Raw genomic sequence first — 24,999 nt, 5'->3', positions numbered from 1 at the left:
AGTATTGGACGCATGATCTCGAAGGCCGCATCCAATGCTGTCGTCCTCGTTTCGAGGGCAACTCTCGCAGTACTGATCTTCGACGGTTTCCTGTGCGGCATCCTGTCGGTCTTCTTCCTGCCGACGTATCTCGGCTCGGTACCGTTCCCGGTCAGTGCGCTGCTGGCGGGTATCGCGAATGTGACGCTTCTGTTCGCGGCTCGAAAAGTTGCCGAGAAGCCGCTGGCGATCGCGTCCCCGCTCATCGGGTGGTTCGTGGCGATCCTCGTGTGCATGTTCGGTGGTCCGGGCGGCGATGTGCTGTTGCTGGCAGATTGGCGCACGGCATTTCTGCTGCTCGGCGGTTTGATTCCGCCCGGAATCCTGCTGTTCAGCTGGCGGCTGCAGACACTGACAGCCCCGCATGCGAACCTGCAGCCCGGAGCACATTCTCGATCATCGACGGGGTCAAGCGTCCGGTGAAGGTGTTCTGCTGGCTGACGTGGTAGCTGCCGAACAGACGGACAGTTCCGGGAGCGGGGGTGGAGCCTGCGGAATGACCTGGTGCGGTGATGTCGACCTCGACGCCGTGTCCGAATTTCGGGTTGGGACGCGGTATCTCCCAACCGTTCTTCCGGAGAACCGGCAACAGTGCCTGCCATCCGAAGCCGCCGAGTACGACGATCGACTTCAGAGTCGGCTTCAAGAGTCTTAGTTCGGCGTCGAGCCATTTTTGGCACCGATCACGTTCGGTGACTGTGGGCTTGTTGTCCGGCGGTGCACAGTGCACCGGAGCGGTGATTCGCACGCCGTGCAGCGTCAGACCGTCGTCGATGTGCGTCGAGGTGGGTTGATTCGCCAGGCCGACGGCGTGGAGTGCGGCATAGAGGACGTCGCCGCTGCGGTCTCCGGTGAACATGCGTCCGGTACGGTTCGCGCCGTGGGCGGCGGGAGCGAGACCGACGATCAGCACTGCGGCGTCGGCCGGCCCGAATCCGGGAACTGCTTTGCCCCAATAGGTCTCGTCTCGGAACGCTGCCCTCTTCTCGCTGGCGACCTTTTCGCGCCAGTTGACGAGCCGTCGGCAGGCGCGGCAGTGCGACACTGCGAGATCGAGTTGGGCAATGGTCTTGGGAGTCACCGCACCCATTTGTCACCGGCTCCCGGGGTGACTGCTTCGACGAGAGCCCACGCCTGATCGGCCGGTACGTCGAGGACCTCGTAGTGTCCGACGCCGGCCGGTGTCGCTGCGACGATCGTCGCGACGCCTGCACGTCGTTGGAAGAACGTCTGGCGAACAGTCCAGCCGATGATGCCTGCGGCTTCGAGGCTGTGTCGGGTCCGATCCAGTGAACCGTGCTGAGTGATCAACCATCCGGGAAGGACGGCGTGGCCGAGCCCGCGATACCGGTCCCAGGCAACGAACACGGCGCCGACGAGCGCGATCCCCAGGGCCAACCATGCAATTGCTGGGATCGGCGCGCCCAGTGCCTGGGCAACTGTCAGGCCCGCCGCGACTACGACGACCGGCACGACAGCTCGGGTGTATCGCCGACGTCGAGCGGCGGGGCCATGGGACTGCAGCGGCTTGCGCGCGTCGGCGTGCAGTCCTGCGTCGCCGAGGACCGTGTTCATCACGCGCTGAGCCTCCGCAGTGGGCGCCTGCGGCAGCAGCAGCGAAGATTCTTTCTTCTCCGCGCTGACGCCCGTCATGATGGCGTCGAGCTTGGCGCCTCGCGCAATACGAAGCAGCAGTGGTTCCGACAGGGACGTGCCGCGAAGGCGTTTGCGATCGAGTGTCGTCGACCTGGTTCGGAGCAGTCCGTGGGCAACGTGCAATCGAGTGCCGTCGTCGGTGACCGAGAGGTTTCCGTACGCGATCAGGTAGCGCGCGCACGCGAACAGGCTCGCGAGTATCAGCAGGATCAACAGGCCGACGCCGATCACGAGTGCGATTCCGAACCGTTCGGCGGAGTCGATGCTGTCGGTCACGACCGAAGACTCGGTGATCCGTTCGCCGAAGCCGTACTGAAACAGGATCCCGACCGCTGCGGCAATCGTGACGACGCCGGTGAACGAGAACGGCGCGAAGCGCACCCAGGACGTCCGCCAGTGCCCGATTTCCGTCTCGACCAGCGGTGGTGCGTCCACCGAACGCGGGGATCGCGTGACCGTGTCCAGCAGTTGCTCTCGTAGGACAGGTACAGCCTTCGAATCCAATGCGTTGAGCTCGAATTTCTCGCCCTTGTCTGCTTGCTGTCCGGTACCGATCCGCAGGATCGAGAGACCGAGAACGCGGTGCAGGACGCCGGCCTCGACGTCTACGGAACGAATACGGCTCCGCGGAACCGACAGTAGCTTCTTCTGGAAGACACCGGTTCTCAGCTGTACGTGCACGGGACCGATTCGATAGCTCGTGGTGAACCAGCGGAGAATCGCGAACACGACCACTACCGCCACGATGATCAGCCCCCACAGGTGGTTGCCGCTCTGACTTCCGAGGATGAACGAGACCAGCAGCACGGGAAGTACTTTGACCGCCTCGTTGACCGGATGTACCAGGAGCATCCGCTTGTCCAACCGCAGCCACGGCTGCTGCTCTTCCTCTGCAAGAAGCTCAGGCTCGGCGATATGGTCGCTTCGCTCGGTACTCATGTGGCGTCGCCAAGAGCGCGACCGGCGATCTCGGTGAGCTGCGCGACGGTCTTGTCCGCGACCTCCTTGTCGAGGGCCGTGATCTTCACCGCGCCCGCAGACGACGCCGTCGTGACGGTGACCGTCGACAAGCCGAGCAGTCGATCGATCGGCCCTCGTTCGGTGTCGACGGTCTGCACCCGGGATATCGGTGCGATGCGTCGTTCCTGGTTGAACCATCCTGTGCGCGTGTACACCGCGGTATCGCTGATCTCCCAGCGGTGCACCCGATATCGCCACAGCGGCGTCACGATGATGTCCAGGGCGGCGAGCACCACGGATACGGCGAACACCGCCACGTGCGGCCACGTCGTCCACTCGTCGACGATCACCGCCCACACGATTTGCGCGATGAACAGGGGGATCCAGATCAAAGTGGCATTGATCGCCCACAGTTGCTTCGCACGGGGACTCGGACGCCACGCTGGGTCGGTCATCGTGATCATGGCTACGAATCTATCGCCTGCGTTCGAGAACCGTGGCCTCGGGCGACCGGTCACGTACCGTTCGGTCTCATGGGAACTCAACGTGATGCGATGATGCGCGGTGATCTGTACAAGGACAGCGATCCGGACCTGATCGCCGAACGCAGGGCATGTCAGAAGGTCCTCGACGAGTTCAATGCGACCGCGGCCGACGAGGACGATCGACGTCGGGACCTGCTCACCGGCTTGCTCGGCGGTTTCGGGGAGTCATCTTCGATCATGCCTCGATTTCAATGCGACTACGGCTCGCTGATCCGAATCGGATCGAACAGCTTCTTGAACTACGACGCGATCCTGTTGGACTGCGCTTCCATCACGATCGGCGACGACGTATCCATCGGTCCCCGTGTTCAGCTACTCACCGCTTTGCATCCGATGGACGATCACCAAGCTAGACGGCAACGGTGGGAGAGTGCTGCCCCGATCTCCATCGGCGACAACGTCTGGTTGGGCGGTGGCGTCATCGTGTGTCCCGGGGTCACGATCGGCGCGAACTCGGTGGTCGGTGCGGGGAGCGTCGTGACCCGGGATGTGCCTTCGAACACGTTCGCAGCCGGGAACCCGTGCCGAAAGATTCGCGCACTGCCGTGACGAAAGTCGGCCGTCAGCGTCCCGGTGGCACGCCGACACGTCGGAGGAGCATGATCGACTGGTGACTATGTTGCCCGAAACTGTCCCAGCACCGTCAGCCATGCGTCGTGTTCTGCGTCGTGCACGCGACGGTGTGAGTCTCAATGTCGACGAGGCCACCGTGCTGCTTCATGCACGTGCCGACGATCTGGTGGACTTGATGGCGTCGGCGTCCCGCGTTCGCGATGCAGGACTTCTCGCGGTCGGTCGGGACAAGACCGTGAGTTACTCGCGGAAGGTGTTCATTCCGATCACGCGTCTGTGCCGCGACAAGTGCCATTACTGCACATTCGTGACTGTGCCGGGCAAGCTCGCAGCTCAGGGCCACGGATTGTTCATGGATCCCGACGACATCGTCGAGGTCGCGCGGAAAGGCGCCGAACTCGGCTGCAAGGAAGCACTGTTCACACTGGGGGATCGGCCGGAGGAGCGGTGGCCCGAGGCCAAGGAATGGCTCGACTCCCGCGGTTACGATTCGACGCTCGATTATGTGCGGGCGATGTCCATCCGTGTCCTCGAGGAGACCGGTCTGCTGCCGCATCTGAATCCCGGCGTCATGAGCTGGCAGGAGCTCTCGCGGCTCAAGCCGGTCGCGCCGTCGATGGGCATGATGCTCGAGACGACGTCGCGTCGGTTGTTCGAGGAGAAGGGTCAGGCTCACTACGGCAGCCCCGACAAGGACCCCGAGGTGCGCCTGCGCACATTGACCGACGCCGGCCGCTTGAACATCCCGTTCACCACCGGAATTCTCGTCGGTATCGGGGAGACGATTCGCGACCGTGCCGAGTCCATCATGGCTATCCGCAAGGCGCACAAAGCATTCGGCCACGTCCAGGAAGTCATCGTCCAGAATTTCCTTGCCAAGGGCGACACCGCGATGCGGTCGGCGCCGAACGCCGGAATGGAAGAGTTCCTCGCGACGATCGCCGTGACACGCATTCTGATGGGCCCGTCCATGCGTATTCAGGCGCCCCCGAATCTCGTCGAGACGCAGGAGACCGCTGCGTTACTGGGTGCGGGCGTCGACGACTGGGGCGGCGTGTCGCCGCTGACACCCGACCACGTCAACCCCGAGCGGCCGTGGCCCAACCTCGACACTCTCGCCGAACTCAGTCAGGCTGCGGGATACACGCTGGTCGAACGCACTGCGGCCCAGCCTCAGTACGTACTCGCAGGTGCGCCATGGATCGATCCGCGGATCTCGGCACATGTACATGCACTGGCCGATTCGGACACAGGGATGGCCCGTGACGGCGTCATCCCGACGGGTTTGCCGTGGCAGGAGCCCGACGAGGAGTGGGAGTCCTCGGGGCGAGTGAATCTGAACACCGAGATCGACAGTCAGGGACGAAATACCGACACGCGCTCGGACCTCGCGAACGCATTCGGGGACTGGGAGTCGATCCGAGAGCAGGTCCGGGACCTCGCGGGTCTCGAGCGCGTCGACAGAGATCTCGTGTCCGCGCTCGATGCCGCGGAGAAAGATCCAGCAGGCTTGTCCGACGAGCAATACCTTGCGCTGGCGACCGCTGAGGGTCCCGGGATGGACGCCGTGGCCGCGCTTGCCGACGAGCTGCGCAAACAGGTCAACGGCGACACCGTCACCTACGTGGTCAACCGGAACATCAACTTCACCAACATTTGCTACACCGGCTGCCGTTTCTGCGCGTTCGCGCAGCGCAAGGGTGACGCCGACGCGTTCACCCTGTCGACGTCCGAGGTCGCCGATCGAGCGTGGGAAGCGCACGTCGTCGGCGCGACCGAGGTCTGCATGCAGGGCGGGATCGACCCCGAATTGCCTGTGACTGGGTACGCGGATCTGGTGCGCGCAGTGAAGGAGAGAGTGCCGTCGATGCACGTGCACGCGTTCTCGCCGATGGAGATCGTCAACGGAGCCTCACGTGGCGGACAATCCATTCGGGATTGGCTGACCGAGTTGCGTGCCGCCGGGCTCGACACCATTCCGGGCACCGCGGCGGAGATCCTCGACGACGAAGTCCGCTGGGTGCTGACGAAGGGCAAGTTGCCGGCCGCCGAATGGATCGAGGTGGTGACCACAGCGCACGAGGTCGGGCTCAGGTCGTCGTCGACGATGATGTACGGCCACGTGGACAACCCGTCGCACTGGGTAGGACACCTCAACGTACTCAAGAAGATTCAGGACAAGACGGGTGGGTTCACCGAGTTCGTGCCGTTGCCGTTCGTGCATCAGAGTTCGCCGCTCTATCTGGCGGGAGCGTCGCGACCGGGACCGACCAACCGGGACAACCGTGCCGTGCATGCGTTGGCGCGCATCATGCTGCACGGGCGGATCGACAGCATCCAGACGTCGTGGGTGAAGCTCGGTACAACGGGGACTCAGGCAATGTTGAACGGCGGGGCGAACGACCTCGGCGGAACCTTGATGGAGGAAACCATTTCCCGAATGGCAGGTAGTCAGAACGGCTCGGAGAAGACCGTGGCCGAGCTTCACGACATCGCCGAGGGAATCGGCCGGCCAGCACGCGAGCGCACCACGACCTACGAACTGGTCGAACGGGTTCCATCAGTGGTCGGGCTGGTCTGAGTATGGACGATCGCACCGTCGCGACCGCTCTGGATCGGGCCGTCGCCATCATCGACCCTGTTCTCGACCTCCTGGCGAATCGCGACCCGGTCGGGTTGAAAGCCAGAACATTTCGGCGTCCGACCGAGAACGACACCGTGTTGGACAACGTCCTCGACACGCTCGCGTCGGCGCTCAATGCCACCGACTTTCCCGGCACCGAGGCATGGCAGAAGCTCGATGCCGATGAGCGATCCGAGTGGTGGGTTGCTCGGATCGGCGCATTGAACACCGTCGCTGTCGCGTTCCCCGGGGTGTTCGGTGTGCTCGTCAACCGGCTGCCACTGCAGGATCTACTCGGCTTCGCGAATCAGTCGATGGTTCTGGTCGCCGTAGCGCGGGAGAGCGGAGTCACCGAGCGTTCGGCCCATGTCCGCCTCCTCGCCGAGGTGCTGTGCGAACGTGAGATCGATCTCTCCGAGACCGAACAGAATACCGAGCCGACGCCTCGTCGTGACAACGGTCCGTTCGCGTTGCTGCACGCGATGTGGGATGTGTCGTCCGTGCTCAGGGACGTATCGAGCGAGCTCGCCAAGCGTCCACACAGCCGTAAGGTGTTTCGGATCATCTCGATGATCCCGCTCGTCGGCGGCGTGGCCGGCTACTTCGGCGAACGTGGCGCGCTGTCCAGAGCAGCGAAGCAGGGTCGCCGCTGGGTAGCGGATCACGCCGAGGACCGAAGAGACGTAAGGTCGGACATGTCGACTACGTCGGCGAATCTTCGCAAGTGAGGACACCCTGCGCGGATCGTCGCCGATCTTCGACGAGATACTAGGATGCTCAGGGCGCTGCAGGAATTGTGAGAACAAGCCGTCGCGCCAGTTATCGGAAAGGGAGGGAGAGCAGCAGTGACCTACTCGATTGCGGAACCGTGCGTCGATGTGCTCGACAAGGCGTGCATCGAAGAATGCCCGGTGGACTGCATCTACGAGGGCAATCGAATGCTGTACATCCACCCTGACGAGTGCGTCGACTGCGGTGCCTGCGAGCCGGTATGCCCCGTGGAGGCCATCTTCTACGAAGACGACGTTCCGGATCAGTGGAGCGGGTACGTCAGCGCCAACGTCGATTTCTTCGACAACCTCGGATCTCCGGGTGGTGCAGCGAAGCTCGGAAAGACGGACTACGATCCGCCGTTCATCAAGGCACTCCCACCGATGGGCGAGCACTGACGTTGGCTCGCATATCAGTTGCTGCCAGGCTGCCCGACTTTCCCTGGGACTCGCTCTCTGCAGCCAAGGAGAAGGCAGCATCGCACCCTGACGGGATCGTGAACCTGTCGGTCGGCACCCCCGTCGACCCGGTCGCACAGATCATCCAGGATGCGCTGGTATCGGTGTCGGACCAACCTGGGTACCCGACGACGATCGGTACGGCGGCCCTGCGTACGGCGGCCATCGATGCGTTGGCTCGCAGATACGGTGTGACCGGGATCGACGTCGATGCAGTGCTGCCCGCAATCGGTACCAAAGAGATGATTGCGTGGCTGCCGACGCTGCTCGGCCTCGGGAAAGACGATCTCGTCGTCATCCCCGAGCTCGCGTACCCGACGTACGAAGTCGGCGCGCTGTTGGCCGGTGCACGCATCACCCGCGCCGATGGGCTCAACCGGCTCGGCCCCGAGAACGCATCTCTGGTGTTCGTGAATTCGCCGTCGAATCCGACCGGCAAAGTGTTGCCGGTCGACCATCTGCGCAAGGTCGTCGCTTGGGCGCGAGAGCGCGGCGCAGTGGTGGTCTCCGACGAGTGCTATCTGGGGTTGACCTGGGAGGCCGAAGCCGTCTCGATCCTCGACCCGCGAGTCTCCGACGGCGACCACACTGATCTTCTTGCCGTGCACTCGCTTTCCAAGACTTCGAACCTGGCAAGCTATCGCGCCGGGTTCGTCACCGGAGATCCTGTCCTGGTGAACGACCTCCTCGAGGTGCGCAAGCATGCGGGGATGATGGTGCCGCTTCCGATCCAGGCTGCCATGACTGTGGCGCTGGGCGACGACGAGCACGAGAATGTGCAGCGCGAGCGCTACCGTGCTCGCCGCACGGAACTGAAGAGCGCGATCGAGAAGGCCGGTTTCACCGTCGACCACTCCGAGGCCGGTCTGTACCTGTGGGCCACCCGAGGCGAGCCGTGCCGCGACACCGTCGACTGGCTCGCCGAGCGCGGCATCCTGGCGGCGCCAGGAGAGTTCTACGGCCCGGGTGGATCCCAGCACGTACGGATCGCCTTGACCGCGACGGACGAGCGTATTCACGCCGCGGCACAGCGATTGAGCAGCTAGCTGCCTCCGGTCATTCGTCTCCCCACCCTCCGCGCCTGATGCGAAGGATGTAGACGAGCTCGTTGCTTCCGAACGCCTCTACCGTCGTGAATCGCTTGGGTTCGGTATTGGTCGACGGGTTTCGAGCGTGTGCTTCTTCGTAGATCTGCGTCGCGCGTAGGTCGGCGAGCTCGACTCGCGTCCAGAAGTCGTCGGATTGGACGGAGTAGACGAGTCTCGGAGCACCGTCGGTGACATGTTCGATGTCCAGGTCGTCGTCGGTGTCGAGGTCGTCCTCCAGTTCTTCCTCGGTGTCCGCGTCCTGTTCCGCATCGGTCCCGATGAGATAGACGCCGGGCTGCAAGTCTCCGGCGGGGACGGTCATGTATTCGGCGTAGTCGCCGGTGTCGATTCCGTCGGCATCCATGTATGTACGGTAGCCATGTGCTGCTTCGTTCATTGAACCCACTCGCCGTCGCCCGCGGCGAGGACATTCCCGACGCCGTCACCATCGGCGATATTGCATTGTCCCGCGCCGACATTCTCGGTGCCGCGACGTCGGTCGCCGAGCGCATAGCCCAGGCAGAGCGACTGGCTGTGCTGGCGACACCGTCGGTCAAGACCGTGCTCGCGGTTGTCGGCTGTCTCATCGCCGGAGTCACAGTCGTCCCTGTCCCGCCGGATGCGGGCCCAGCAGAGCGTGAGCACATACTGCGCGACTCGGGCGCGCAGGCATGGCTGGGGGAGGCGCCGGAGGACACGGCAGGACTGCAGGTATTACCCGTCCGGCAGCACGCCAGGTCGTGGCACAGCTATCCAGACCCGCACCCGTCGTCGATAGCGTTCGTCCTCTACACCTCCGGCACTACAGGTCCTCCCAAGGGCGTGCTGCTGTCCCGTCAGGCCATCGCTGCGGGTATCGATGCGCTCGCCGAGGCCTGGCAGTGGACGTGGAAAGACACACTCGTGCACGGTCTTCCGCTGTTCCATGTGCACGGGCTCATACTCGGTCTGCTCGGACCGCTGCGTGTCGGAAGCCCGGTGATTCACACAGGCAAGCCGACGCCTGCGCTCTACGCAGCAGCCCACGGATCGCTCTACTTCGGTGTGCCGACAGTCTGGTCGCGGATTGCGGCCGACGAGGACTCCGCCCGCGCGCTGTCCACTGCACGGCTCCTCGTCTCGGGAAGTGCACCGTTGCCCGTCCCCGTGTTCGAGAAGCTGCGCGCTCTTACCGGGCAGGCGCCGATCGAGCGATACGGCATGAGCGAGACCCTCATCACGATCAGCACCCGCGCCGACGGCGACCGCAGGCCGGGCTCGGTGGGGCTGCCGGTGAAAGGCGTCGAGACTCGGTTGCGCGGTGAGAACGAGGAAATCCTGCCGCACGACGGCGAGTCCATCGGAGCACTGCAGGTACGCGGACCCATGATGTTCGACGGATACCTGAACAACCCGGAAGCGACGGCCAAGTCGTTCACCGAGGACGGCTGGTTCGACACCGGCGATGTGGCCGTCGTCGACCCCGACGGCTTTCACCGCATCGTCGGACGAGCATCGACGGACCTGATCAAGTCCGGCGGCTACCGCGTGGGCGCGGGTGAGATCGAGACCGTTCTGCTCGGTCACGCCAGCGTCGACGAGGTGGCCGTGGTCGGGGTTCCCGACGAGGATCTCGGACAACGGATCGTCGCATTCGTGGTCGGCAGCGACGTGGAGTCGCAGGTGCTGATAGATCTGGTGGCGTCCGAGCTGTCGATCCACAAGCGGCCCAGGGAAATCCGCGTCGTGGAGTCGCTTCCTCGCAACGCAATGGGCAAGGTGCAGAAGAAGCTGTTGGGGTAGATTCACGCGCTCTACGGAGTTCGGCGAAGGTTCCCGTCGACGGTTATCCGGCCGGTCAACACCAACACGACGGTAGCTGCTGGTGCGCTGAGTTCCGGACCATCTCCCACACGGAAGTCGACATCGGAGGCAACGAGCGTGCGTCCTGCGAGATCGCCACCGAAATAGGCGATACGGTCTCTGTCCCTGATGGTCTGCAGTACTACTTGCAACGCTTCGCGGGTAGCCGTCGACGGGACGCCGAGGCCCTCGGTGAGGTCGAGTCCATGAATGACGTCGTGGCAGAGTGAATCGACGAGATCACCTCCCGGGGGTGACCAGTCGGTGGTCACATTCTCGCGCAACGAATCGACCAGTTCGGTCCTCGTCATGCGGTTCACGTCGCGGCGCGCGAGCGAGTCGGCGGCCTTGTCGAAGTTGCCGCGTGAGCGAAGCATCGCCACCGCCAAACGCGGCATGCCGATCCGAAAACTCATCGACAGGTGAGCTGCGAGGTGCTCGGTGGTCCATCCGCTGCACAGAGTCATCCGACGCCATTGGTCGTCGGTGAGGGTGTCGAGCAACGCGACCGTTGCCGCGCGCTGCTCGCTGGTCATCTTTCTGATCAGGTCATCACTGAAGTTCGATGGCACAGTCGAGTGCTCCTTCGTATCCGAGTCGATCTGCTGGAGGTACCGACTCGGTGGGGAAGCGAAAGTCACCGCGAGTGTGGTGGGAGCGTTCTAGGCGAGGGTGCCGAATCCGACGATCGCCGAGTCGGACAGCACATCGACGGTGTGGACACGAATCTTCCCGAGCTCGTTGCCGCCCACAGTGGTTGCGGTGTCGCCATCGACCGCGACGACGATGTTGGTGTGCTGGCCGACCCAGCTGCTGTTGTCGTACAACACCACATCGCCGACCGAAGGGACGTATCCCTTCGGTTCGAACTTGCCCTGCGCCTGGTAGTACTCCGTGAGCGTGTACACCCCCGGGATTCGCCAGCTGCCCGAGTTCGGGTTGCTCAGCGGTTGTCCGGCCTCGTTCATGATCCAGCTGACGAAGTTCGCGCACCACGCCTCGTCGACGCCCTCGGAATAGAACGTCCCCGGACGTTGCCGCTCGTGTTCGGCTCGGACGAGCTCGACTACCGTCGCCTGCTCGGAGGTGAGGGCTGACGTGTCGATCTCGGGGAACGGCGTCGTGTCCCATGGCAAGTATCGGCTCGGCGCCACCCACAGGACGCCTGCAGCGATCACGATCACCGCCGCGATAATCCCCGCGATCCACCGAGCAGTGCGACGCTTGGGCTTGGCGGGGGAGTCGATGCTCATCCATCGAATGTACCGGCTGGTCTGAAGTATGAGCTGGTTCGGGAACCGCATCAGCCCAAGACGGGGTTCGGATGTGAGCTGATTCGCGCGAATGGGGGTGCGTCTGTGCAGGTTTGGTGACTGTGTCGGTGGGGTGGGTTACAGTTCTTGCACGAATCGAACATACATTCGAATAATGCGGAGGTGACCGAGCATGGCGGCGACTGAGCGTGAGGGCACCCTGCTCGACGATGTGATTGGCCTCGACGAAGCGGTCTCCGCATACACAGCCTTCAACGCCGCCCACGCGCACTACCTCGCCTCTGTCGAACGCTTCTACGACTCCCGAATCGCACGCTTCGACACCGAATCGATCCCACGCTCCCTCGACGCCGACCGTATCGCCCACACCTCAGCGATCAACGAGCTCGCCTGCGCCACTACCACCACACCCGGAACCCTAGAGTCCGCACTGAACGTCTGGTGGGGTAGCAGAACCTGCTACCGAGAACTGTTCACCGACGGCGCCATCAGCCTGGAGATTCTCCGCACCATCCGCGACCACACGCTCGGCGCGGCACCGGAAATCCTCGCCGCCCTCGAACCCGACATCGTCGCCGCCACCGCTCACTTCACCCGCGAACGACTCGGCCGCGAAATCGACCGAATGATCACCACCCTGGACCCCGACTTCGACACCCGCGCCCGCAGACGCGCCGCGAACACCACCAAAAAAGTACGCCTCACCCCACTGCCACGCGGAATGGCCCGCATGTCCGCCGTCCTCGGCGCGGCCGACGCCGCCGAACTCACCGCACTCCTCGACAGCCAAACCGCACGCGTATGCCCCCTAGACCCCCGTACCCTCGACACCCGCAGATCCGACGCCTTCATCGCCCTCACCCGCGGCGGACACCTCACCTGCCTCTGCGGACAACCCCACTGCCTCGCAACCGAGCCAGCCCCCACCGAAAGTAGGTCCGAAGACAGTGGACCGGGTGACTGTGGACCGGGTGACTGTGGGCCGGGCGGCTGTGGTGACGGTGGCTCTGACGATGGTGGGTCCGACGATGGTGGGCCGGGTGAGGGCGAGCCTGGCGGTGGTGGACCCGGTGACAGTGGCTCTGGTGAGGGGGGACCGGGCGACGGCTCTCGAACTCCCTTCCCCGCAGCCCCCGACGCCGGGCACTGCACCTGCGGACGCCCACTCCCCGACGCCGTCCGCCACCCAGACGGCATGAGCACCCCGCCATCGACACCACTGATCCACATCACCGCCGACCTCGAAACCGTCCTCGGAATCCACAACCACTCGGCCTACCTGCACGGCTACGGACACTTCGACCCCACCACCCTGCGCGAGATGGCCCGCGACGCCACCTGGCAAATCATCTTCACCGCCAGCCGCCGCTACCTCGACACCCTCACCGACCACGACCCACCACCACAACCCGAACCACCACACACCCCGCACTGCACCTGCACCTGCGGCGCACAGTCACGCCCAACAGGCACCGGCACAGGCACGGGCATGAGTACGGGCGGGGGAACTGCCGCGGGCAGAACGCTGGCCGAGTTCCTCGACCGCGCCGCAAACGAACACGAGCAGCACACCTCCTCACTACCGACCCGCATGAATGCCCCGAACGCCGAACAACGAGCAGACGACCGCCGCCGCACCGCCCTCGACAACCACACCGACAACCACACCGACAACAAACCCGAACCTCACCCCGACACAGATACCGATACCGATACCGATACCGGCATGATCTACGACCCCGACACCCTCGCTCAGATGGTCGGGCCCGAACCTATCAGCGCCACAACCGACCTCGTCGTGGGGCGTACCACAACCCTGCCCGCCGGACACCTCCCGGACCCACCCACCCCAACAGAGACAAACCCACCCGCCGGCACTCTCCCGAGGCTGACAGCGGGACTCCTCGCCGAGCACTACCGCACCCTCGTCGCCGACGATTCCACTCATAGCCACGCCGAATACCCCGACGGCCACGGAGGACACCACACACCGCCGCCCGGGGCGCTGCGCTACACCCCCAGCGCAACCCTTGCACAGTGGGTCCGCACTCAGCATCCCACCTGCCGACACCCCGGCTGCACCGTTCCCTCGGTCCGCTGCGACCTCGACCACATCGTCGAATTCGACCACCGCAACCCCGAACACGGAGGCTGGACCATCGCCACTAACCTCGGCCCCTTCTGCCGCACCCACCACAACCTCAAAACCAGCAAACTGTGGACCACCGAACGACTCCCCGACGACGTCATCCGCACCACCGACCCACACGGCAACAACTACTTCAGCCCACCCGAGCTATGACCGCCCACTTGACCTTCGGGTTACCCGAGACCTGAGGATGAACGAGTGACCACATCGGAACTGATGACAATCGGAGCATTCGCTCGCGCAACGGGTTTGACACCTGGCTCGCTGCGCTTCTACGCAGATTCGTCCGTGCTGCTGCCGGCATGGGTGGACGAGTCGACCGGTTATCGCTACTACGCACCCGAACAAGTTGCGCAAGCCGTGACCGTCAGGCGTCTTCGAGAGATCGATATGCCGCTGGACAAGGTAGCGCGTGTCCTCGCCGGCGACACCGCGCACATCGACGAGCACGTCAACATCCTGTTCGACGACGCTCACCGAGCTCGACAGGCGGCAGGCGACATACGCGCAGCACTCCACCCCGAGAAAGGGAAAACCATGATGACTGTGAACGGACCGATCTTTGCCAACGCCGTCGAGCAGATCCTCACTGCGACAGCGCATGACCCCGACCATCCTGTGCTGGCAGGGGTGTACCTGGAAGCGCAGGACGATGTTCTGACCCTCACTGCAACCGATCGTTTCAGGCTGTCGACCCGCACGATTCAAGTGGCGCAGCAGGTTTCGTCGACATGGTCGGTTCTCATCGACGGCGACGATCTCCGGTCGGCTTTGCCTGCAGTTCGGCAGCAGCATCGGGTGAACCTGAGCATCGGACCGTCCGGTGTCGACTTTCAACCTGCCGACAGACATTGCAGAACGCTTCAGGAGGAGTTTCCGAACTATCGGTCCATGCTGGACTCGCTGCCCAAGGTGACGACCCGCGTCGTGCTGTCCAAAGCTGCACTGCAGAAGTCGATCGAAAACCAGGAGAACAAGTATCTGAACGTGGCGGTGGGGGTGGACTGCGTACGGGTATCGGCACCGGGTTCGACCGCACATTCCGACATCGAGGCGACGACCACGGGAGCGTCGATCGACCTGGCGTTCGCGGTGACGACTCTGTATCCCGCCGTAGCGTCGGCGCTGGGTCCGGACGTCATGATCGATATCAGCGGCCCGGACATGCCGGTCGTGGTCAGGTCCGCCGACAACGGGGACCTCACTACGTTGGCGATGCCCGTGGACCCGAGAACCTTCCAGTGATGCTGCTACTGTCGCACTCGTGACCGCGACTCATGTGACAGCCGTAGTGCTTGTCAGGCGTCGCACTGTCGATTTCGCCCTCGTGTGCACTTCCGGTTGTTGCCGGTTCTGATCCAACCAATCGGTCCGGTTCACAAGCACTCACGAAGGGGACAACTATGTCCACAGCTCTGTCACATCTGGGTTCGGTCACGACGGCTACCCGCGAAGCCGCAGCCAATCCCGTCGAGTACTCCACACACGACTCGAAACGGACTGAGCGATGAGCGAGAGATCATTGGGCCTGCGTACGCGCGCAATACACGCAGGTGCTCGACCCGACCCGTCGACAGGTTCGCGCGCCGTACCGATCTATTCGACGGCCGGCTACGTATTCGAGAACGCGGCTGATGCCGGAGATCTCTTCGCTCTGCAGAAGTACGGAAACGTGTACAGCCGGATAGCAAACCCGACCGTCGCCGCTCTCGAGGAACGCGTTGCGAGCCTCGAGGGCGGCATCGGTGCGGTAGCTTTCGCAAGTGGCCTCGCCGCCGAGTTCGCGGTGTTCGCGGCACTGGCAGGCAGCGGTGACCAGATCGTCGCGGCAGCAGGGTTGTACGGCGGAACGGTTACTCAGCTCGACGTGACGCTGCGGAGGTTCGGCGTCGACACCACGTTCGTGCAGGGCACCGATCCGGGTGATTTCGCAGCCGCCGTGACGGATCGAACCAAGCTGATCTTCGTCGAGATCATCGGTAACCCCTCGGGCGAGATCGCCGACCTGGAAGGTCTCGCTGCGATTGCGCACGAGAACAAGATCCCGCTGGTGGTGGATGCGACCATGGCGACACCGTGGCTGTGCCGTCCGATCGAGTTCGGCGCCGACATCGTCGTGCATTCGGCGACGAAGTTTCTCGGGGGCCACGGTTCGACGCTCGGAGGGCTTGTCGTCGAGTCCGGCCGGTTCGACTGGGGCAGTGGGAAATTCCCGCATATGACGGAACCCGTCGCGTCGTATGGTGGCCTGTCGTGGTGGGGCAATTTCGGCGAGTACGGGTTCCTGACGAAGCTTCGCAGTGAGCAGCTTCGCGACATCGGTGGATCACTGTCTGCCCAGTCTGCGTTCACGCTGATCCAGGGCGTGGAGACACTGCCCCAACGGATGGACGCGCACGTGGCGAACGCCGCGGCAGTCGCAACCTGGCTCGACGGCGACTCCCGCGTGGACTACGTGAAGTGGGCAGGTCTGCCCGGCCATCCGCACCACGGTCGCGCTGAGCGGTACCTCCCGTCGGGCCCCGGCGCTGTGTTCGCATTCGGGCTCCTCGGCGGTCGTGAAGCCGGCCAGAAGTTCGTCGAGAGCGTGCAGGTCGCGAGCCACGTAGCCAACATCGGTGACGTGCGGACCCTCGTCATCCATCCTGGAAGCACTACGCATCGCCAGCTCACCGACGAACAGTTGCGCGGAGCGGGCGTCGGACCGGAACTTGTTCGAATCAGTGTCGGACTGGAGGACGTCGAGGACATACTGTGGGACCTGGACCAAGCGTTGACGTCGGCGACCGGACAGGAGAGGTCATGACAGTGCGTTCGTGGGATGGCCCTTCGGCGCAGCAGCGTCAACGGATCCTGCGTGAGACGAAGACAGTGGCGATCGTCGGCGCCTCCAAGAATCCCTCCAGAGCAAGCTATTTCGTCAATCGATACCTGTCGTCGACGAGTCACTACGAGATCTTTCTCGTCAATCCGACAGTCAGCGAGATCGAGGGCGTCACGGTGTATCCGACCCTGTCCGATCTTCCGAAGGCCCCCGATCTGGTCGACGTGTTCCGCAAGTACGACGACCTTCCTGCGGTTCTCGAGGAAGCTCGCGAAGTCAAGGCCACGACGATCTGGCTGCAGTTAGACATCCCAGGGCCGTAATTTGTCAAGCGGCGGTGGGTTGTTGTTCAGTTCGGTGTGCCCAGGCGATGTGTTCGTCGTATTTGGTGCGATGTCGTAGGCAGCCGTGCAGTAGTCCGACGAGTCGGTTGGCGAGCGCGCGGAGTGCTTGGTGGTGGAGGTCCCCGGCGGTGCGGTGTTGGTCGTAGAACGCGCGAGCTCCCGGGCTTTGGCTTATGGCGCAGAATGCCCATTGGTCGATTGCGTCGTAGAGCCGCCGGTTGCGCACGTGCCTGGACAGAACGGCCCGTTTTTTGCCGGACGCGATCGTCAGCGGTGACGTTCCGGCGTAATTTTTGCGAGACTTGGCGGTGGTGTACCGGTTGACGTCGTCACCGAATTCACCGAGCACCCGGGCGCCGAGGATGACACCGAGTCCTGGCAGGGAGAGGTAGATGTCGGCGTCCGGGTGTGCTTCAAAATGGCGTGCGAGTTCGGCTTCGAGGTCGCCGATCTGACGGTTCAGTTCCGCGATCAGCGCTACCGCCGAGCGGGTGGTGGCCGCGAATGCAGCCGCAACGGGCGGCGGTGCTGCGAGGTGCTCGGTGCGTAGCGCAGCTTGGATCTCTGCAGCTCGTGATTCGATATTGCGTTGCCGCCCTGCCCTTTTCAGTATCGCTCGGATGCTCGCTGCACTCAGGTGTGCCGCTTCGGCGGGCGAGGCGGCACGCGAGAGGACGGCGACCGCGTCGCGGTGGTGGAGACTGTTGAATGCTTCGAGTGCGGCGGGGTAGTACTCGAGGAGCGCTGAGCGCAGTGCATTGATTTGTCGGTTGCGGGACCAGATCAGGTTCTGGTGCCCGCGGGCCAACACCTTGATCGCGGCGGCGTCTGCGGTGTCACCGGCGATGGTGCGGTGGTTGTGTCGGTCGGTGCGCACCAGGTCGGCCAAGAGTTTGGCGTCACCGGCGTCGGATTTCGCACCCGAGAGGTGGTGGCGGTCTCGGTAGCGTGCGGCGGCGAGCGGGTTGATCGCGTAGACGGTGTATCCAGCTGCGAGCAGAGCCGATACCCACATGCCTCGGTCGGTTTCGATGCCGACGACGACGTCGGCAGGTTCGCGGGCATGGGAGGCCACCACGTCGTGAAACCCGCTGATGCCTGCCAGACCTTCGGGTAATCGGCGGGACGCCAAACGTTTTCCGTCGGCGTTCATCACGTGGATGTCGTGGTGGTCTTCGGCCCAGTCGTCTCCTACGAAAATCACGGGCAGTTCTCCTCACGTCCGTTTCGGTCACTGGCGGTGAGCCTCGAGGGATCCGGACGGCGACCTAATGGATCAGTGCTCGACTGGCACGACACCCCATCAGCGTTCTGGGAACCCTCGCCGGCCGGTGGGGCCACGATCTAACCTTAGGAGTCGATCTTCTCTCCGGGGCCATATAGTGATCACCCACCAGCGGCTCGGTGATCAGCTTTCTCCGACTAACTTCGCTACTGTCGAAGACTCGCCGATCAAGTCCCATTAGGGCTGTGGCACGAGCAGGTCGCACGCGATGCCGAGGACGCGGGACTGAATGTCGTGATGGATCGATGCCTGAAGATCGAACACGCCCGATTCCACGGCGGCCTGCACTTGGCGGGTTTCGACACCGGCGTCATCGATTCGAGGAGAGTGCGAGCAGGATGAGCGACTACGACTTGCAGCGGTTCGTCGACGCACAGGATCCGGTGTGGCCGGCGGTGTGCAGCGAACTGAAGGAGGGGCGCAAACGCACACATTGGATGTGGTTCGTCTTCCCTCAACTTGCTGGGCTCGGTCTCAGTGCCACCGCGCAGCATTACGCACTTGCGGATCTGACCGAGGCGCAGCTGTACTTCGAGCACGAAGTCCTCGGTCCACGTCTGCACCAGGCGGCCGCGCTCGTGGAGAAGGTCGAAGGCCGGAGCGTCGCCGAGATATTCGGGTATCCAGATGATCTCAAGTTGCACTCGTCGATTACGTTGTTCGCCGAAGCAGCCCCGACCGACCCGATCTTCGGAAAGATCCTCCACAAGTACTTCGGCGGCACGCCGGATGAGAGAACTCTCGATCTACTCGACCACTAGCATCAAGGAGTGACGGACTACATGCCCGGAACCGTAGCGTTCATTCAAGCCACCTGGCACAAGGATCTCGTCGATCGCGCACGTGAAGGATTCGTACAGGAATTCGGCAGCGATGTCGATCTGTTCGAGGTGCCGGGCGCGTTCGAGATCCCGCTGCACGCCCAGCGGTTGGCGAGGACGGGTAGGTACTCCGCAATCGTCGCGGCAGCCCTTGTCGTCGACGGTGGAATCTACCGACACGAGTTCGTCGAGACCGCTGTGATCGACGGTCTGATGCGCGTGCAGCTCGATACCGACGTCCCAGTGTTCTCGGTTGTGTTGACGCCGCACCACTTTCACGAGCATGCCGACCACAACGAGTTCTTTGCGAATCATCTCGAGAAGAAGGGTGCCGAAGCGGCGCAGGCAGTGGTGCGCACGCTCGAATCGCTCGAGTCGATCGGCTAGTTGCGGTACATGTCGACGACTGCCAGGTGTTCGCCCAGATCGCCTGGATAGACGGAGATGCGCATGCGCGTCGGAATCCACACCTCGGAGCCGGACGAGGCCCTGGTGCGGACGGTGATCTCTTCGTGGCTTCCACCGGCGAGCAACCGCGCGTGCGCATCCGACACGATGGTTCGGTCGTCGGGATGAAAGACGTCGTTGCCGGAGGAGACGTCACGCCACTGCACCCACGGAGCCGGCGTGTCGCAGAGCCACATCGCGAGGTAGCCCCGCCGCGGAGCGAGTAGTGCGGGGTAGATGCCGAGCGCATCCATTCCGCTTTGGCGTGCCAGCACGTCGAGAATCGGTTTGTCCGGGTCGACGGTGTCGGTGACGTCGTGCCAGAGCACGCGCACGCCGACCTCTCCTGGTTCGAGGCAGGCGCGCGCATGACAGTGCCACCGCATGACGCGTCCGTCGGCGTGCAGCACCGAGAACGATCCTTCCCACGTGCCGCCTTCCGTCGGGGAAAGGCAGAGCGTGAACAGTCCTGCGGTGTCGTCGAACCGAATCGATTTCGCGTAGTACTCGGCGGGCGTTCGCTCCGGTACATGTGCTTCCGGTTCCACCCCCGACATCATCGATGCTTCGAGAGTCTGGGCGATAACGCCGCGGTCGAGCAGCCAGCTCACCCCCGACGCCGACCTCGGCGGGCTCGGCTCCCGATCCGCAGGACCGATCCACATCTGCAGAGCGTGGACAGCGCCGGTCGGGCCCATCACCGGCTGGGCGAGCAGTCGATAGGTCGTCGATCCAGCACGGTTGCGAACGTCGATTGTCTCTTCGTAGGGGCCGCGGGCACTCAGCGCTCGGGTGAGAAACGGCTCGACCGCGATCTTCGGATCGGGCGACAGTCGTTGCAGAGACAGCGATTCATGCAGGCTCTTGGGCTGTCCACCTTTGGCGACCACACTCATCGTGCCAGGGACCAAAGTTTCGATCAGCGTCCATTCCGGACTCGAGGCGGTCATCTCGGCACGACTTTCATCCGCATGTTCTGCGGTTTGAGTGTGAGGGATTCCTGCACGTTCAGTTCGTATCCTTCGTCCAGCTCGAAATCGAAGGCTCGTACCAGTTCTGCGAGTGTCAACACCGATTCGTGCAGTGCGAACTGCCGGCCTATGCAGCCCCGCATCCCGGTTCCGAAGGGGCGGTATGCCTGCGCGGGACGCGACTTTGCGCGTTCAGGGGAGAATCGATCCGGATCGAATTGCTCCGGGTCCGCACCCCATACCGGATCTCGGTGGAGACCGAGAGTCAGTACGAAAGCCCATTCCCCTGCTTTCATCGGGTATCGACCCGACGCGAGTGAGGTGTCCTCACGCGCTTTCCGGAAATATCCGGGTGCCGACGGCCATAGCCGCAGAGTTTCGTCGACGACGCTGCGGGTGTAGCGCATCTTCGAGACATCCTCGTAGGACACCGATTCCGCAGACCAGTGCTGCGCATCGACCTCGGCGCGAACCTTCGCCGCGACATCGGGATGAGTGGCGATGAAGTACAGCGCGAAAGCAAGGGTTCCGGCCGTCGTCTCGTTTCCGGCGACGAGGAACGTCAGGACCTGGTGGCGGATGTTGACTCGATCCAACAACTCGCCGGTCTCCGGATCTGGGGTGTGAAGCATCAGGTCGAGCAGATCGTCGTGACGACTGTCGTCGAGTATCCGTTTTTCGATCACCTCGTCGACGACGCCGTGCACGTAGGCGATGTCGCGATCGTTGCGGATGCGATCCCCACGACGAAATACGCGCATGAACGGCATATCGTTCGACGTGCGATTGACATAGCCGAGGATCCGCACGATTGCAGCGACGAACTCGTCGTCGTTGCGAACGAATGCGTCGAAGCTGTAACCGAAACCGGCGCGGGCCATGTTCTCCAGTGTCAATTTGTTGAGGTCGGCGGTCACGTCGATCGACCTGCCCGCACGTGTGTTCCAGTGCTCGACCAGCTCAAAGGCAACGTCGGTCATGACCTTGTGGTAGCGACGCATCGCTTCTCGACTGAAACCGGGCATGAGAATGCGATGTGCCGCTCCCCAGTTGGGTTCGGAATTGAACGCCGTGAACAGACCGTCTCCGCCGAGCGCGCGGAGCTTGCGGTGCGGAAGCGCAAGGAACTTCGCGAACCTCGACTCGTCGTTCAACTCGGCGACTAGATCTGCACCGCTGACGACGATCAGTCGGTGACCGAGGATCTTGCGCTCGAAGATCGGACCGAGTTCGGCCGCCATCTCGAGTTCACGCTGGGTGGGCTTGTCTGCGTCGATACTCAGAACGTCGCCGAGGACCGGGAGGCGAAAGCGGGGTGTCGGTATCGTCACGCCGACATTGTGCCGCATTCCCAATTGGAGGTTCGTTCGCGTAGCCGCTCGTAGGCCGCGGCAGTGCGTGGTGCCAGTTCGGTGGCAGTGATCGTCAGCCCTGCACCGAGATGAGGGTCGTACGGGATCTCGTCGACCGAAACTGCACGAACTGAGAGGCTTTCCCTCAGCTCGGCGACGTCGACGACGGGCGCACCGGGTACCTGATGCGTCAAGACGACCGAGGTTCGGTCGACGGCCCGCTCGCCGATCGTCAGTGAGATGGTCTGGAGTGCGGTCCGCACGCGACTCAGCGCATCGGGCCGGGCTGATACGACCAGCACGATCGCCGCCGACGGGTCGGTCCGAAGAGGACGGGCACTGTCGCGGCCGAACGCACGATGACCGAAGTCGTACAGCGAGATGTCGGAGTTGTGGCGGAGGTACCAGTCGATCCGCTGCAAGTCAGGTTCGGTCGCCTCCAACCAAGCCCGACCCACTACCTGAAGGCCGGAACTGGATACGGATAGATCGCCGTCGGGGAAGCCCGACTCGATCGTCGTCGACGTGACCCTGTAGTCGGCAGCGCGGTCGACCAGGTCTCCTCCGCCGACAGTGGCGTCGACCGCCACCACTGCGGAGCCGTTGATCGCCCACGCGTTGGCGAGACCGACAGCCGTCGCGGTCGCTCCAGCCCCGCCGCTTGCACCCAGTACCAACGTCACGCTCATAGTTGCCCTCGCCGTAATGGTCAACGCGGTGATGCAACGTCCGGGCCGGGTCGACAAGCCGCGGGAAACTCCCGTATGGAAGCGCTCGAGCAGTATACAGAAGCGTCTGACTCAGTCGTTGGCGTGCAGGGCCGCGTTCAGTTCGACGCCGGTGCCCTTCCACGGCACAACCTCGACGGCGCCGGACACCGAGTTGCGTCGGAACAACAGGTTGCTGTTGCCGGTCAACGTTGCAGCTTTCACGACGGTGCCGTCGGGTCCGGTGACCTTGGTTCCTGCGGTGATGTAGAGACCGGCCTCGACGACGCAGTCGTCACCGAGGGAGATCCCCAGGCCCGAATTGGCGCCGAGCAGGCAACTCTTGCCGACGGAGATGACATTCTTGCCGCCACCGGACAGCGTGCCCATGATGGATGCGCCGCCACCGACGTCGGAGCCGTCTCCGACTACGACGCCGGCCGAGATCCGACCCTCGACCATCGAGTTGCCGAGCGTACCTGCGTTGAAGTTGACGAAGCCTTCGTGCATGACCGTGGTGCCGCTGGCGAGGTGCGCACCCAGTCGCACACGATCGGCGTCGGCGATGCGGACACCCGTCGGAGCGACGTAGTCGACGAGTCGCGGGAACTTGTCGATGCTGTAGACGGTGACTTGCCCGCGGGCGCGCAGCCGTGCGCGGACGGTCTCGAAGCCCTCGACGGCGGCGGGACCGAAATTGGTCCAGACGACGTTCGCGAGGAATCCGAACTGACCGTCGAGGTTCACCCCATGTGGCTGAACGAGTCGATGCGAGAGTAGGTGCAGACGCAGGTAGACGTCATGGGCGTCGATCGGCGCATCGTCGATGGAGGCGATCGTTGTGCGGACCGCTACGACGTCGAGGCCTCGCGCAGTGTCGGGCCCGACGAGATCTGCAAGCTCGGCAGGGATCTCGGAGCCCTCGAGCCTGGTGGTCCCGGTGTCGGTGAACTCGCCGAGTTCGGGGCTCGGGTACCAGGTGTCGAGTACGACTCCACTGGTGGTGATGTTGGCTAGGCCGATTGCTGATGCTCCCTGTGCGCTCACAGTTGTCGAGAATACGGTGTAGACATAGGCCAGGTGGCGGGCAGCCATGAAGATCCTCGGCAGTTGAATTCTGTCGGCGCGGTGTACGAGGTCGGCGGAAGCCGAGATCTAGACTGGTTCGGTGAGTTCGTACCCTGAGCTGGACCTGCACGCCGACCCGATCGATCTGACCGCAGCCCTGGTGGACATCCCCAGCGTCTCCGAAGACGAGTCCGTCATCGCCGACGCCGTGGAAGCTGCATTGCGGGCGCAGACCAGCGGATTCGAGATCGTCCGCAGCGGTAATGCGGTCCTAGCGCGTACCAACCGGGGTCTGAGCAGTCGCGTCATGCTCGCGGGGCACCTGGATACCGTGCCGATCGCCGACAATGTGCCGAGCCGTCGGACCGACGACGATGCCGAGGGCGACGTCATCCACGGCTGCGGAACCGTCGATATGAAGTCCGGAGATGCGGTGTTCTTGCATCTGGCTGCCACCGTCACCGACGCCGCCCACGACATCACTCTGGTGTTCTACGACTGCGAAGAGATCGAAGCGTCGAAGAACGGACTCGGTCGAATCGAGCGCGAACTTCCCGAGTGGTTGCAGGCAGATGTTGCAATTCTGGGCGAACCCTCCGGTGGATTCATCGAGGCAGGATGCCAGGGCACGCTGAGGGTTCGGCTCTCGGCCAGCGGCACCCGGGCGCACAGTGCGCGATCCTGGTTGGGAGACAACGCGATCCACAAGTTCGGAGCGGTCCTGAACCGGCTCGCCGCGTACCGGGCGCGTCACGTGGACATCGACGGCTGCGTCTATCGCGAGGGGCTCTCGGCAGTCCGTATCTCGGGCGGCGTGGCAGGCAACGTCGTCCCTGATGCAGCGGAACTCGACGTGAACTTTCGATTCGCTCCGGATCGGAGCGTCGAACAGGCAATCGAGCATGTGCGTGAGCTCGTGGACGGACTCTCCCTCGGTTTCGAAGTCACCGACTCGTCACCCGGCGCGTTGCCCGGTCTCGGCGCCCCTGCAGCGTCCGCCCTCATCGCGGCTGCCGGTGGACAGTTCCGAGCCAAGTACGGCTGGACGGATGTCTCCAGATTCTCGGCGCTCGGAATTCCAGCGGTGAACTACGGCCCAGGCGATCCGAACCTGGCCCACAAGCGTGACGAACGGGTGCCGACTCAGCAGATCACCGATGTTGCACGCGTCCTACGGGGATACCTGACTGCCGGATAGCCTG

25 protein-coding genes and 1 pseudogene are annotated in these 24,999 nt (G+C 63.6%); 15 read left to right on the top strand and 11 right to left on the bottom strand.

The features are described 5' to 3' along the window. Positions 1–12: 12 nt before the first annotated feature. Positions 13–462, top strand: coding sequence for a hypothetical protein (locus WDS16_RS16045; protein WP_338886231.1), 450 nt, complete (start codon positions 13–15; stop codon positions 460–462). Here WDS16_RS16045 and WDS16_RS16040 read toward each other — a convergent pair. The 3 genes from WDS16_RS16040 to WDS16_RS16030 are packed head-to-tail and all read right to left on the bottom strand — an operon-like array spanning position 371 to position 3,119. Further along, a complete protein-coding gene (locus WDS16_RS16040) occupies positions 371–1,129 on the bottom strand; it encodes a uracil-DNA glycosylase (protein WP_338886230.1) in 759 nt (252 codons plus the stop codon). The genes WDS16_RS16045 and WDS16_RS16040 overlap by 92 nt on opposite strands. Then, positions 1,117–2,634, bottom strand: a complete 1,518-nt coding sequence (locus WDS16_RS16035) for a PH domain-containing protein (RefSeq protein ID WP_338886229.1) — start codon at positions 2,632–2,634, stop codon at positions 1,117–1,119. The genes WDS16_RS16040 and WDS16_RS16035 overlap by 13 nt, the downstream gene beginning before the upstream one ends. Beyond that, a complete protein-coding gene (locus WDS16_RS16030) occupies positions 2,631–3,119 on the bottom strand; it encodes a PH domain-containing protein (RefSeq protein WP_338886228.1) in 489 nt (162 codons plus the stop codon). The genes WDS16_RS16035 and WDS16_RS16030 overlap by 4 nt, the downstream gene beginning before the upstream one ends. Positions 3,120–3,188: 69 nt before the next feature. Between WDS16_RS16030 and WDS16_RS16025 the strand changes: the two genes are divergently transcribed. The 5 genes from WDS16_RS16025 to dapC all read left to right on the top strand — a co-directional run bounded on the left by WDS16_RS16025 (position 3,189) and on the right by dapC (position 8,671). Then, positions 3,189–3,749 carry a sugar O-acetyltransferase gene (locus WDS16_RS16025; protein ID WP_338886227.1) on the top strand — a complete coding sequence of 187 codons (561 nt, stop codon included), beginning with the start codon at positions 3,189–3,191 and terminating at the stop codon, positions 3,747–3,749. A 67-nt stretch (positions 3,750–3,816) separates the two neighbouring features. Then, positions 3,817–6,354: a bifunctional FO biosynthesis protein CofGH gene (locus WDS16_RS16020; RefSeq protein WP_338893481.1), complete on the top strand. Its 2,538-nt coding sequence runs from the start codon at positions 3,817–3,819 to the stop codon at positions 6,352–6,354. Between the two features lie 2 nt (positions 6,355–6,356). Then, positions 6,357–7,124, top strand: coding sequence for a hypothetical protein (locus tag WDS16_RS16015; RefSeq protein ID WP_338886226.1), 768 nt, complete (start codon positions 6,357–6,359; stop codon positions 7,122–7,124). Positions 7,125–7,241: 117 nt separating this feature from the next. Next, a complete protein-coding gene (gene fdxA / locus WDS16_RS16010; RefSeq protein ID WP_338886225.1) occupies positions 7,242–7,565 on the top strand; it encodes a ferredoxin in 324 nt (107 codons plus the stop codon). Positions 7,566–7,567: 2 nt separating this feature from the next. Continuing rightward, a complete protein-coding gene (gene dapC, locus WDS16_RS16005; protein ID WP_338886224.1) occupies positions 7,568–8,671 on the top strand; it encodes a succinyldiaminopimelate transaminase in 1,104 nt (367 codons plus the stop codon). Positions 8,672–8,681: 10 nt separating this feature from the next. On the opposite strand, the gene WDS16_RS16000 is transcribed toward dapC, so the two are convergent. Further along, positions 8,682–9,077, bottom strand: a complete 396-nt coding sequence (locus WDS16_RS16000) for a hypothetical protein (protein WP_338886223.1) — start codon at positions 9,075–9,077, stop codon at positions 8,682–8,684. A 17-nt stretch (positions 9,078–9,094) separates the two neighbouring features. Between WDS16_RS16000 and WDS16_RS15995 the strand changes: the two genes are divergently transcribed. Continuing rightward, entirely contained in the window at positions 9,095–10,495 is a 1,401-nt protein-coding gene (locus WDS16_RS15995; protein ID WP_338886222.1) for an acyl-CoA synthetase, read from the top strand. A gap of 11 nt (positions 10,496–10,506) precedes the next feature. On the opposite strand, the gene WDS16_RS15990 is transcribed toward WDS16_RS15995, so the two are convergent. Both WDS16_RS15990 and WDS16_RS15985 read right to left on the bottom strand, forming a co-directional pair. Then, positions 10,507–11,127 (bottom strand): maleylpyruvate isomerase family mycothiol-dependent enzyme, encoded by a 621-nt coding sequence (locus tag WDS16_RS15990; RefSeq protein WP_338886221.1) that lies wholly within the window; start codon positions 11,125–11,127, stop codon positions 10,507–10,509. Between the two features lie 90 nt (positions 11,128–11,217). Continuing rightward, a complete protein-coding gene (locus WDS16_RS15985; protein ID WP_338886220.1) occupies positions 11,218–11,808 on the bottom strand; it encodes a CHAP domain-containing protein in 591 nt (196 codons plus the stop codon). Positions 11,809–12,001: 193 nt separating this feature from the next. Between WDS16_RS15985 and WDS16_RS15980 the strand changes: the two genes are divergently transcribed. The 4 genes from WDS16_RS15980 to WDS16_RS15965 all read left to right on the top strand — a co-directional run bounded on the left by WDS16_RS15980 (position 12,002) and on the right by WDS16_RS15965 (position 17,125). Next, complete coding sequence (locus tag WDS16_RS15980) at positions 12,002–14,131, top strand: HNH endonuclease signature motif containing protein (protein ID WP_338886219.1); 2,130 nt, start codon at positions 12,002–12,004, stop codon at positions 14,129–14,131. 45 nt (positions 14,132–14,176) lie between these two features. Continuing rightward, entirely contained in the window at positions 14,177–15,223 is a 1,047-nt protein-coding gene (locus WDS16_RS15975) for a MerR family transcriptional regulator (protein WP_338886218.1), read from the top strand. 262 nt (positions 15,224–15,485) lie between these two features. Next, positions 15,486–16,784: an O-acetylhomoserine aminocarboxypropyltransferase/cysteine synthase family protein gene (locus WDS16_RS15970; protein ID WP_338886217.1), complete on the top strand. Its 1,299-nt coding sequence runs from the start codon at positions 15,486–15,488 to the stop codon at positions 16,782–16,784. After that, the gene (locus WDS16_RS15965; RefSeq protein ID WP_422395675.1) at positions 16,781–17,125 is read left to right on the top strand and encodes a CoA-binding protein; all 345 of its coding nucleotides are present in this window, start codon (positions 16,781–16,783) and stop codon (positions 17,123–17,125) included. Before WDS16_RS15970 ends, WDS16_RS15965 begins: the two co-directional genes overlap by 4 nt. 4 nt (positions 17,126–17,129) lie before the next feature. Here the strand turns inward: WDS16_RS15965 and WDS16_RS15960 are convergent, their stop codons facing one another. Next, complete coding sequence (locus WDS16_RS15960) at positions 17,130–18,350, bottom strand: IS110 family transposase (protein ID WP_338886216.1); 1,221 nt, start codon at positions 18,348–18,350, stop codon at positions 17,130–17,132. A 258-nt stretch (positions 18,351–18,608) separates the two neighbouring features. Between WDS16_RS15960 and WDS16_RS15955 the strand changes: the two are divergent. The 3 genes and pseudogenes from WDS16_RS15955 to WDS16_RS15945 all read left to right on the top strand — a co-directional run. After that, positions 18,609–18,773: pseudogene (locus WDS16_RS15955) on the top strand (CoA-binding protein); the annotation flags it as partial. Further along, the gene (locus WDS16_RS15950; RefSeq protein WP_338886215.1) at positions 18,770–19,192 is read left to right on the top strand and encodes a DUF1810 domain-containing protein; all 423 of its coding nucleotides are present in this window, start codon (positions 18,770–18,772) and stop codon (positions 19,190–19,192) included. The pseudogene WDS16_RS15955 and the gene WDS16_RS15950, both read left to right, overlap by 4 nt. 21 nt (positions 19,193–19,213) lie before the next feature. Then, a complete protein-coding gene (locus tag WDS16_RS15945; RefSeq protein ID WP_338886213.1) occupies positions 19,214–19,639 on the top strand; it encodes a 6,7-dimethyl-8-ribityllumazine synthase in 426 nt (141 codons plus the stop codon). Here WDS16_RS15945 and WDS16_RS15940 read toward each other — a convergent pair. The 4 genes from WDS16_RS15940 to dapD form a co-directional block, all read right to left on the bottom strand. Beyond that, positions 19,636–20,649, bottom strand: a complete 1,014-nt coding sequence (locus tag WDS16_RS15940; protein ID WP_338886212.1) for a GAF domain-containing protein — start codon at positions 20,647–20,649, stop codon at positions 19,636–19,638. The genes WDS16_RS15945 and WDS16_RS15940 overlap by 4 nt on opposite strands. After that, positions 20,646–22,019, bottom strand: coding sequence for a cytochrome P450 (locus tag WDS16_RS15935; protein WP_338886211.1), 1,374 nt, complete (start codon positions 22,017–22,019; stop codon positions 20,646–20,648). Before WDS16_RS15935 ends, WDS16_RS15940 begins: the two co-directional genes overlap by 4 nt. Next, positions 21,998–22,711 carry a hypothetical protein gene (locus WDS16_RS15930; protein WP_338886210.1) on the bottom strand — a complete coding sequence of 238 codons (714 nt, stop codon included), beginning with the start codon at positions 22,709–22,711 and terminating at the stop codon, positions 21,998–22,000. Before WDS16_RS15930 ends, WDS16_RS15935 begins: the two co-directional genes overlap by 22 nt. Before the next feature lie 111 nt (positions 22,712–22,822). Continuing rightward, positions 22,823–23,776: a 2,3,4,5-tetrahydropyridine-2,6-dicarboxylate N-succinyltransferase gene (gene dapD, locus WDS16_RS15925; RefSeq protein ID WP_338893480.1), complete on the bottom strand. Its 954-nt coding sequence runs from the start codon at positions 23,774–23,776 to the stop codon at positions 22,823–22,825. A 121-nt stretch (positions 23,777–23,897) separates the two neighbouring features. Here dapD and dapE point away from each other — a divergent pair, with 121 nt between their 5' ends. Continuing rightward, positions 23,898–24,995, top strand: a complete 1,098-nt coding sequence (gene dapE / locus WDS16_RS15920) for a succinyl-diaminopimelate desuccinylase (protein WP_338886209.1) — start codon at positions 23,898–23,900, stop codon at positions 24,993–24,995. Positions 24,996–24,999 lie beyond the last annotated feature (4 nt).

The sequence above is a fragment of the Rhodococcus sovatensis genome (genome assembly GCF_037327425.1).
Taxonomy (GTDB): domain Bacteria; phylum Actinomycetota; class Actinomycetes; order Mycobacteriales; family Mycobacteriaceae; genus Rhodococcoides; species Rhodococcoides sovatense.
The sequence above is the reverse complement of the archived record's forward strand: the minus strand, read 5'-3'. Positions and strand labels throughout refer to the sequence as shown.

Coding starts and splice junctions, on each gene's coding strand:
- WDS16_RS15980 (WP_338886219.1), top strand. CDS start 12,002: ATGGCGGCGACTGAGCGTGAGGGCACCCTGCTCGACGATGTGATTGGC.
- WDS16_RS15965 (WP_422395675.1), top strand. CDS start 16,781: ATGACAGTGCGTTCGTGGGATGGCCCTTCGGCGCAGCAGCGTCAACGG.
- WDS16_RS16025 (WP_338886227.1), top strand. CDS start 3,189: ATGGGAACTCAACGTGATGCGATGATGCGCGGTGATCTGTACAAGGAC.
- WDS16_RS16040 (WP_338886230.1), bottom strand. CDS start 1,129: ATGGGTGCGGTGACTCCCAAGACCATTGCCCAACTCGATCTCGCAGTG.
- WDS16_RS15985 (WP_338886220.1), bottom strand. CDS start 11,808: ATGAGCATCGACTCCCCCGCCAAGCCCAAGCGTCGCACTGCTCGGTGG.
- WDS16_RS15930 (WP_338886210.1), bottom strand. CDS start 22,711: ATGAGCGTGACGTTGGTACTGGGTGCAAGCGGCGGGGCTGGAGCGACC.
- WDS16_RS16030 (WP_338886228.1), bottom strand. CDS start 3,119: ATGATCACGATGACCGACCCAGCGTGGCGTCCGAGTCCCCGTGCGAAG.
- WDS16_RS16000 (WP_338886223.1), bottom strand. CDS start 9,077: ATGGATGCCGACGGAATCGACACCGGCGACTACGCCGAATACATGACC.
- WDS16_RS16020 (WP_338893481.1), top strand. CDS start 3,817: ATGTTGCCCGAAACTGTCCCAGCACCGTCAGCCATGCGTCGTGTTCTG.
- WDS16_RS16015 (WP_338886226.1), top strand. CDS start 6,357: ATGGACGATCGCACCGTCGCGACCGCTCTGGATCGGGCCGTCGCCATC.
- WDS16_RS15940 (WP_338886212.1), bottom strand. CDS start 20,649: ATGACCGCCTCGAGTCCGGAATGGACGCTGATCGAAACTTTGGTCCCT.
- WDS16_RS16035 (WP_338886229.1), bottom strand. CDS start 2,634: ATGAGTACCGAGCGAAGCGACCATATCGCCGAGCCTGAGCTTCTTGCA.
- WDS16_RS16045 (WP_338886231.1), top strand. CDS start 13: ATGATCTCGAAGGCCGCATCCAATGCTGTCGTCCTCGTTTCGAGGGCA.
- WDS16_RS15950 (WP_338886215.1), top strand. CDS start 18,770: ATGAGCGACTACGACTTGCAGCGGTTCGTCGACGCACAGGATCCGGTG.
- WDS16_RS15945 (WP_338886213.1), top strand. CDS start 19,214: ATGCCCGGAACCGTAGCGTTCATTCAAGCCACCTGGCACAAGGATCTC.
- WDS16_RS15970 (WP_338886217.1), top strand. CDS start 15,486: ATGAGCGAGAGATCATTGGGCCTGCGTACGCGCGCAATACACGCAGGT.
- WDS16_RS15935 (WP_338886211.1), bottom strand. CDS start 22,019: ATGCGGCACAATGTCGGCGTGACGATACCGACACCCCGCTTTCGCCTC.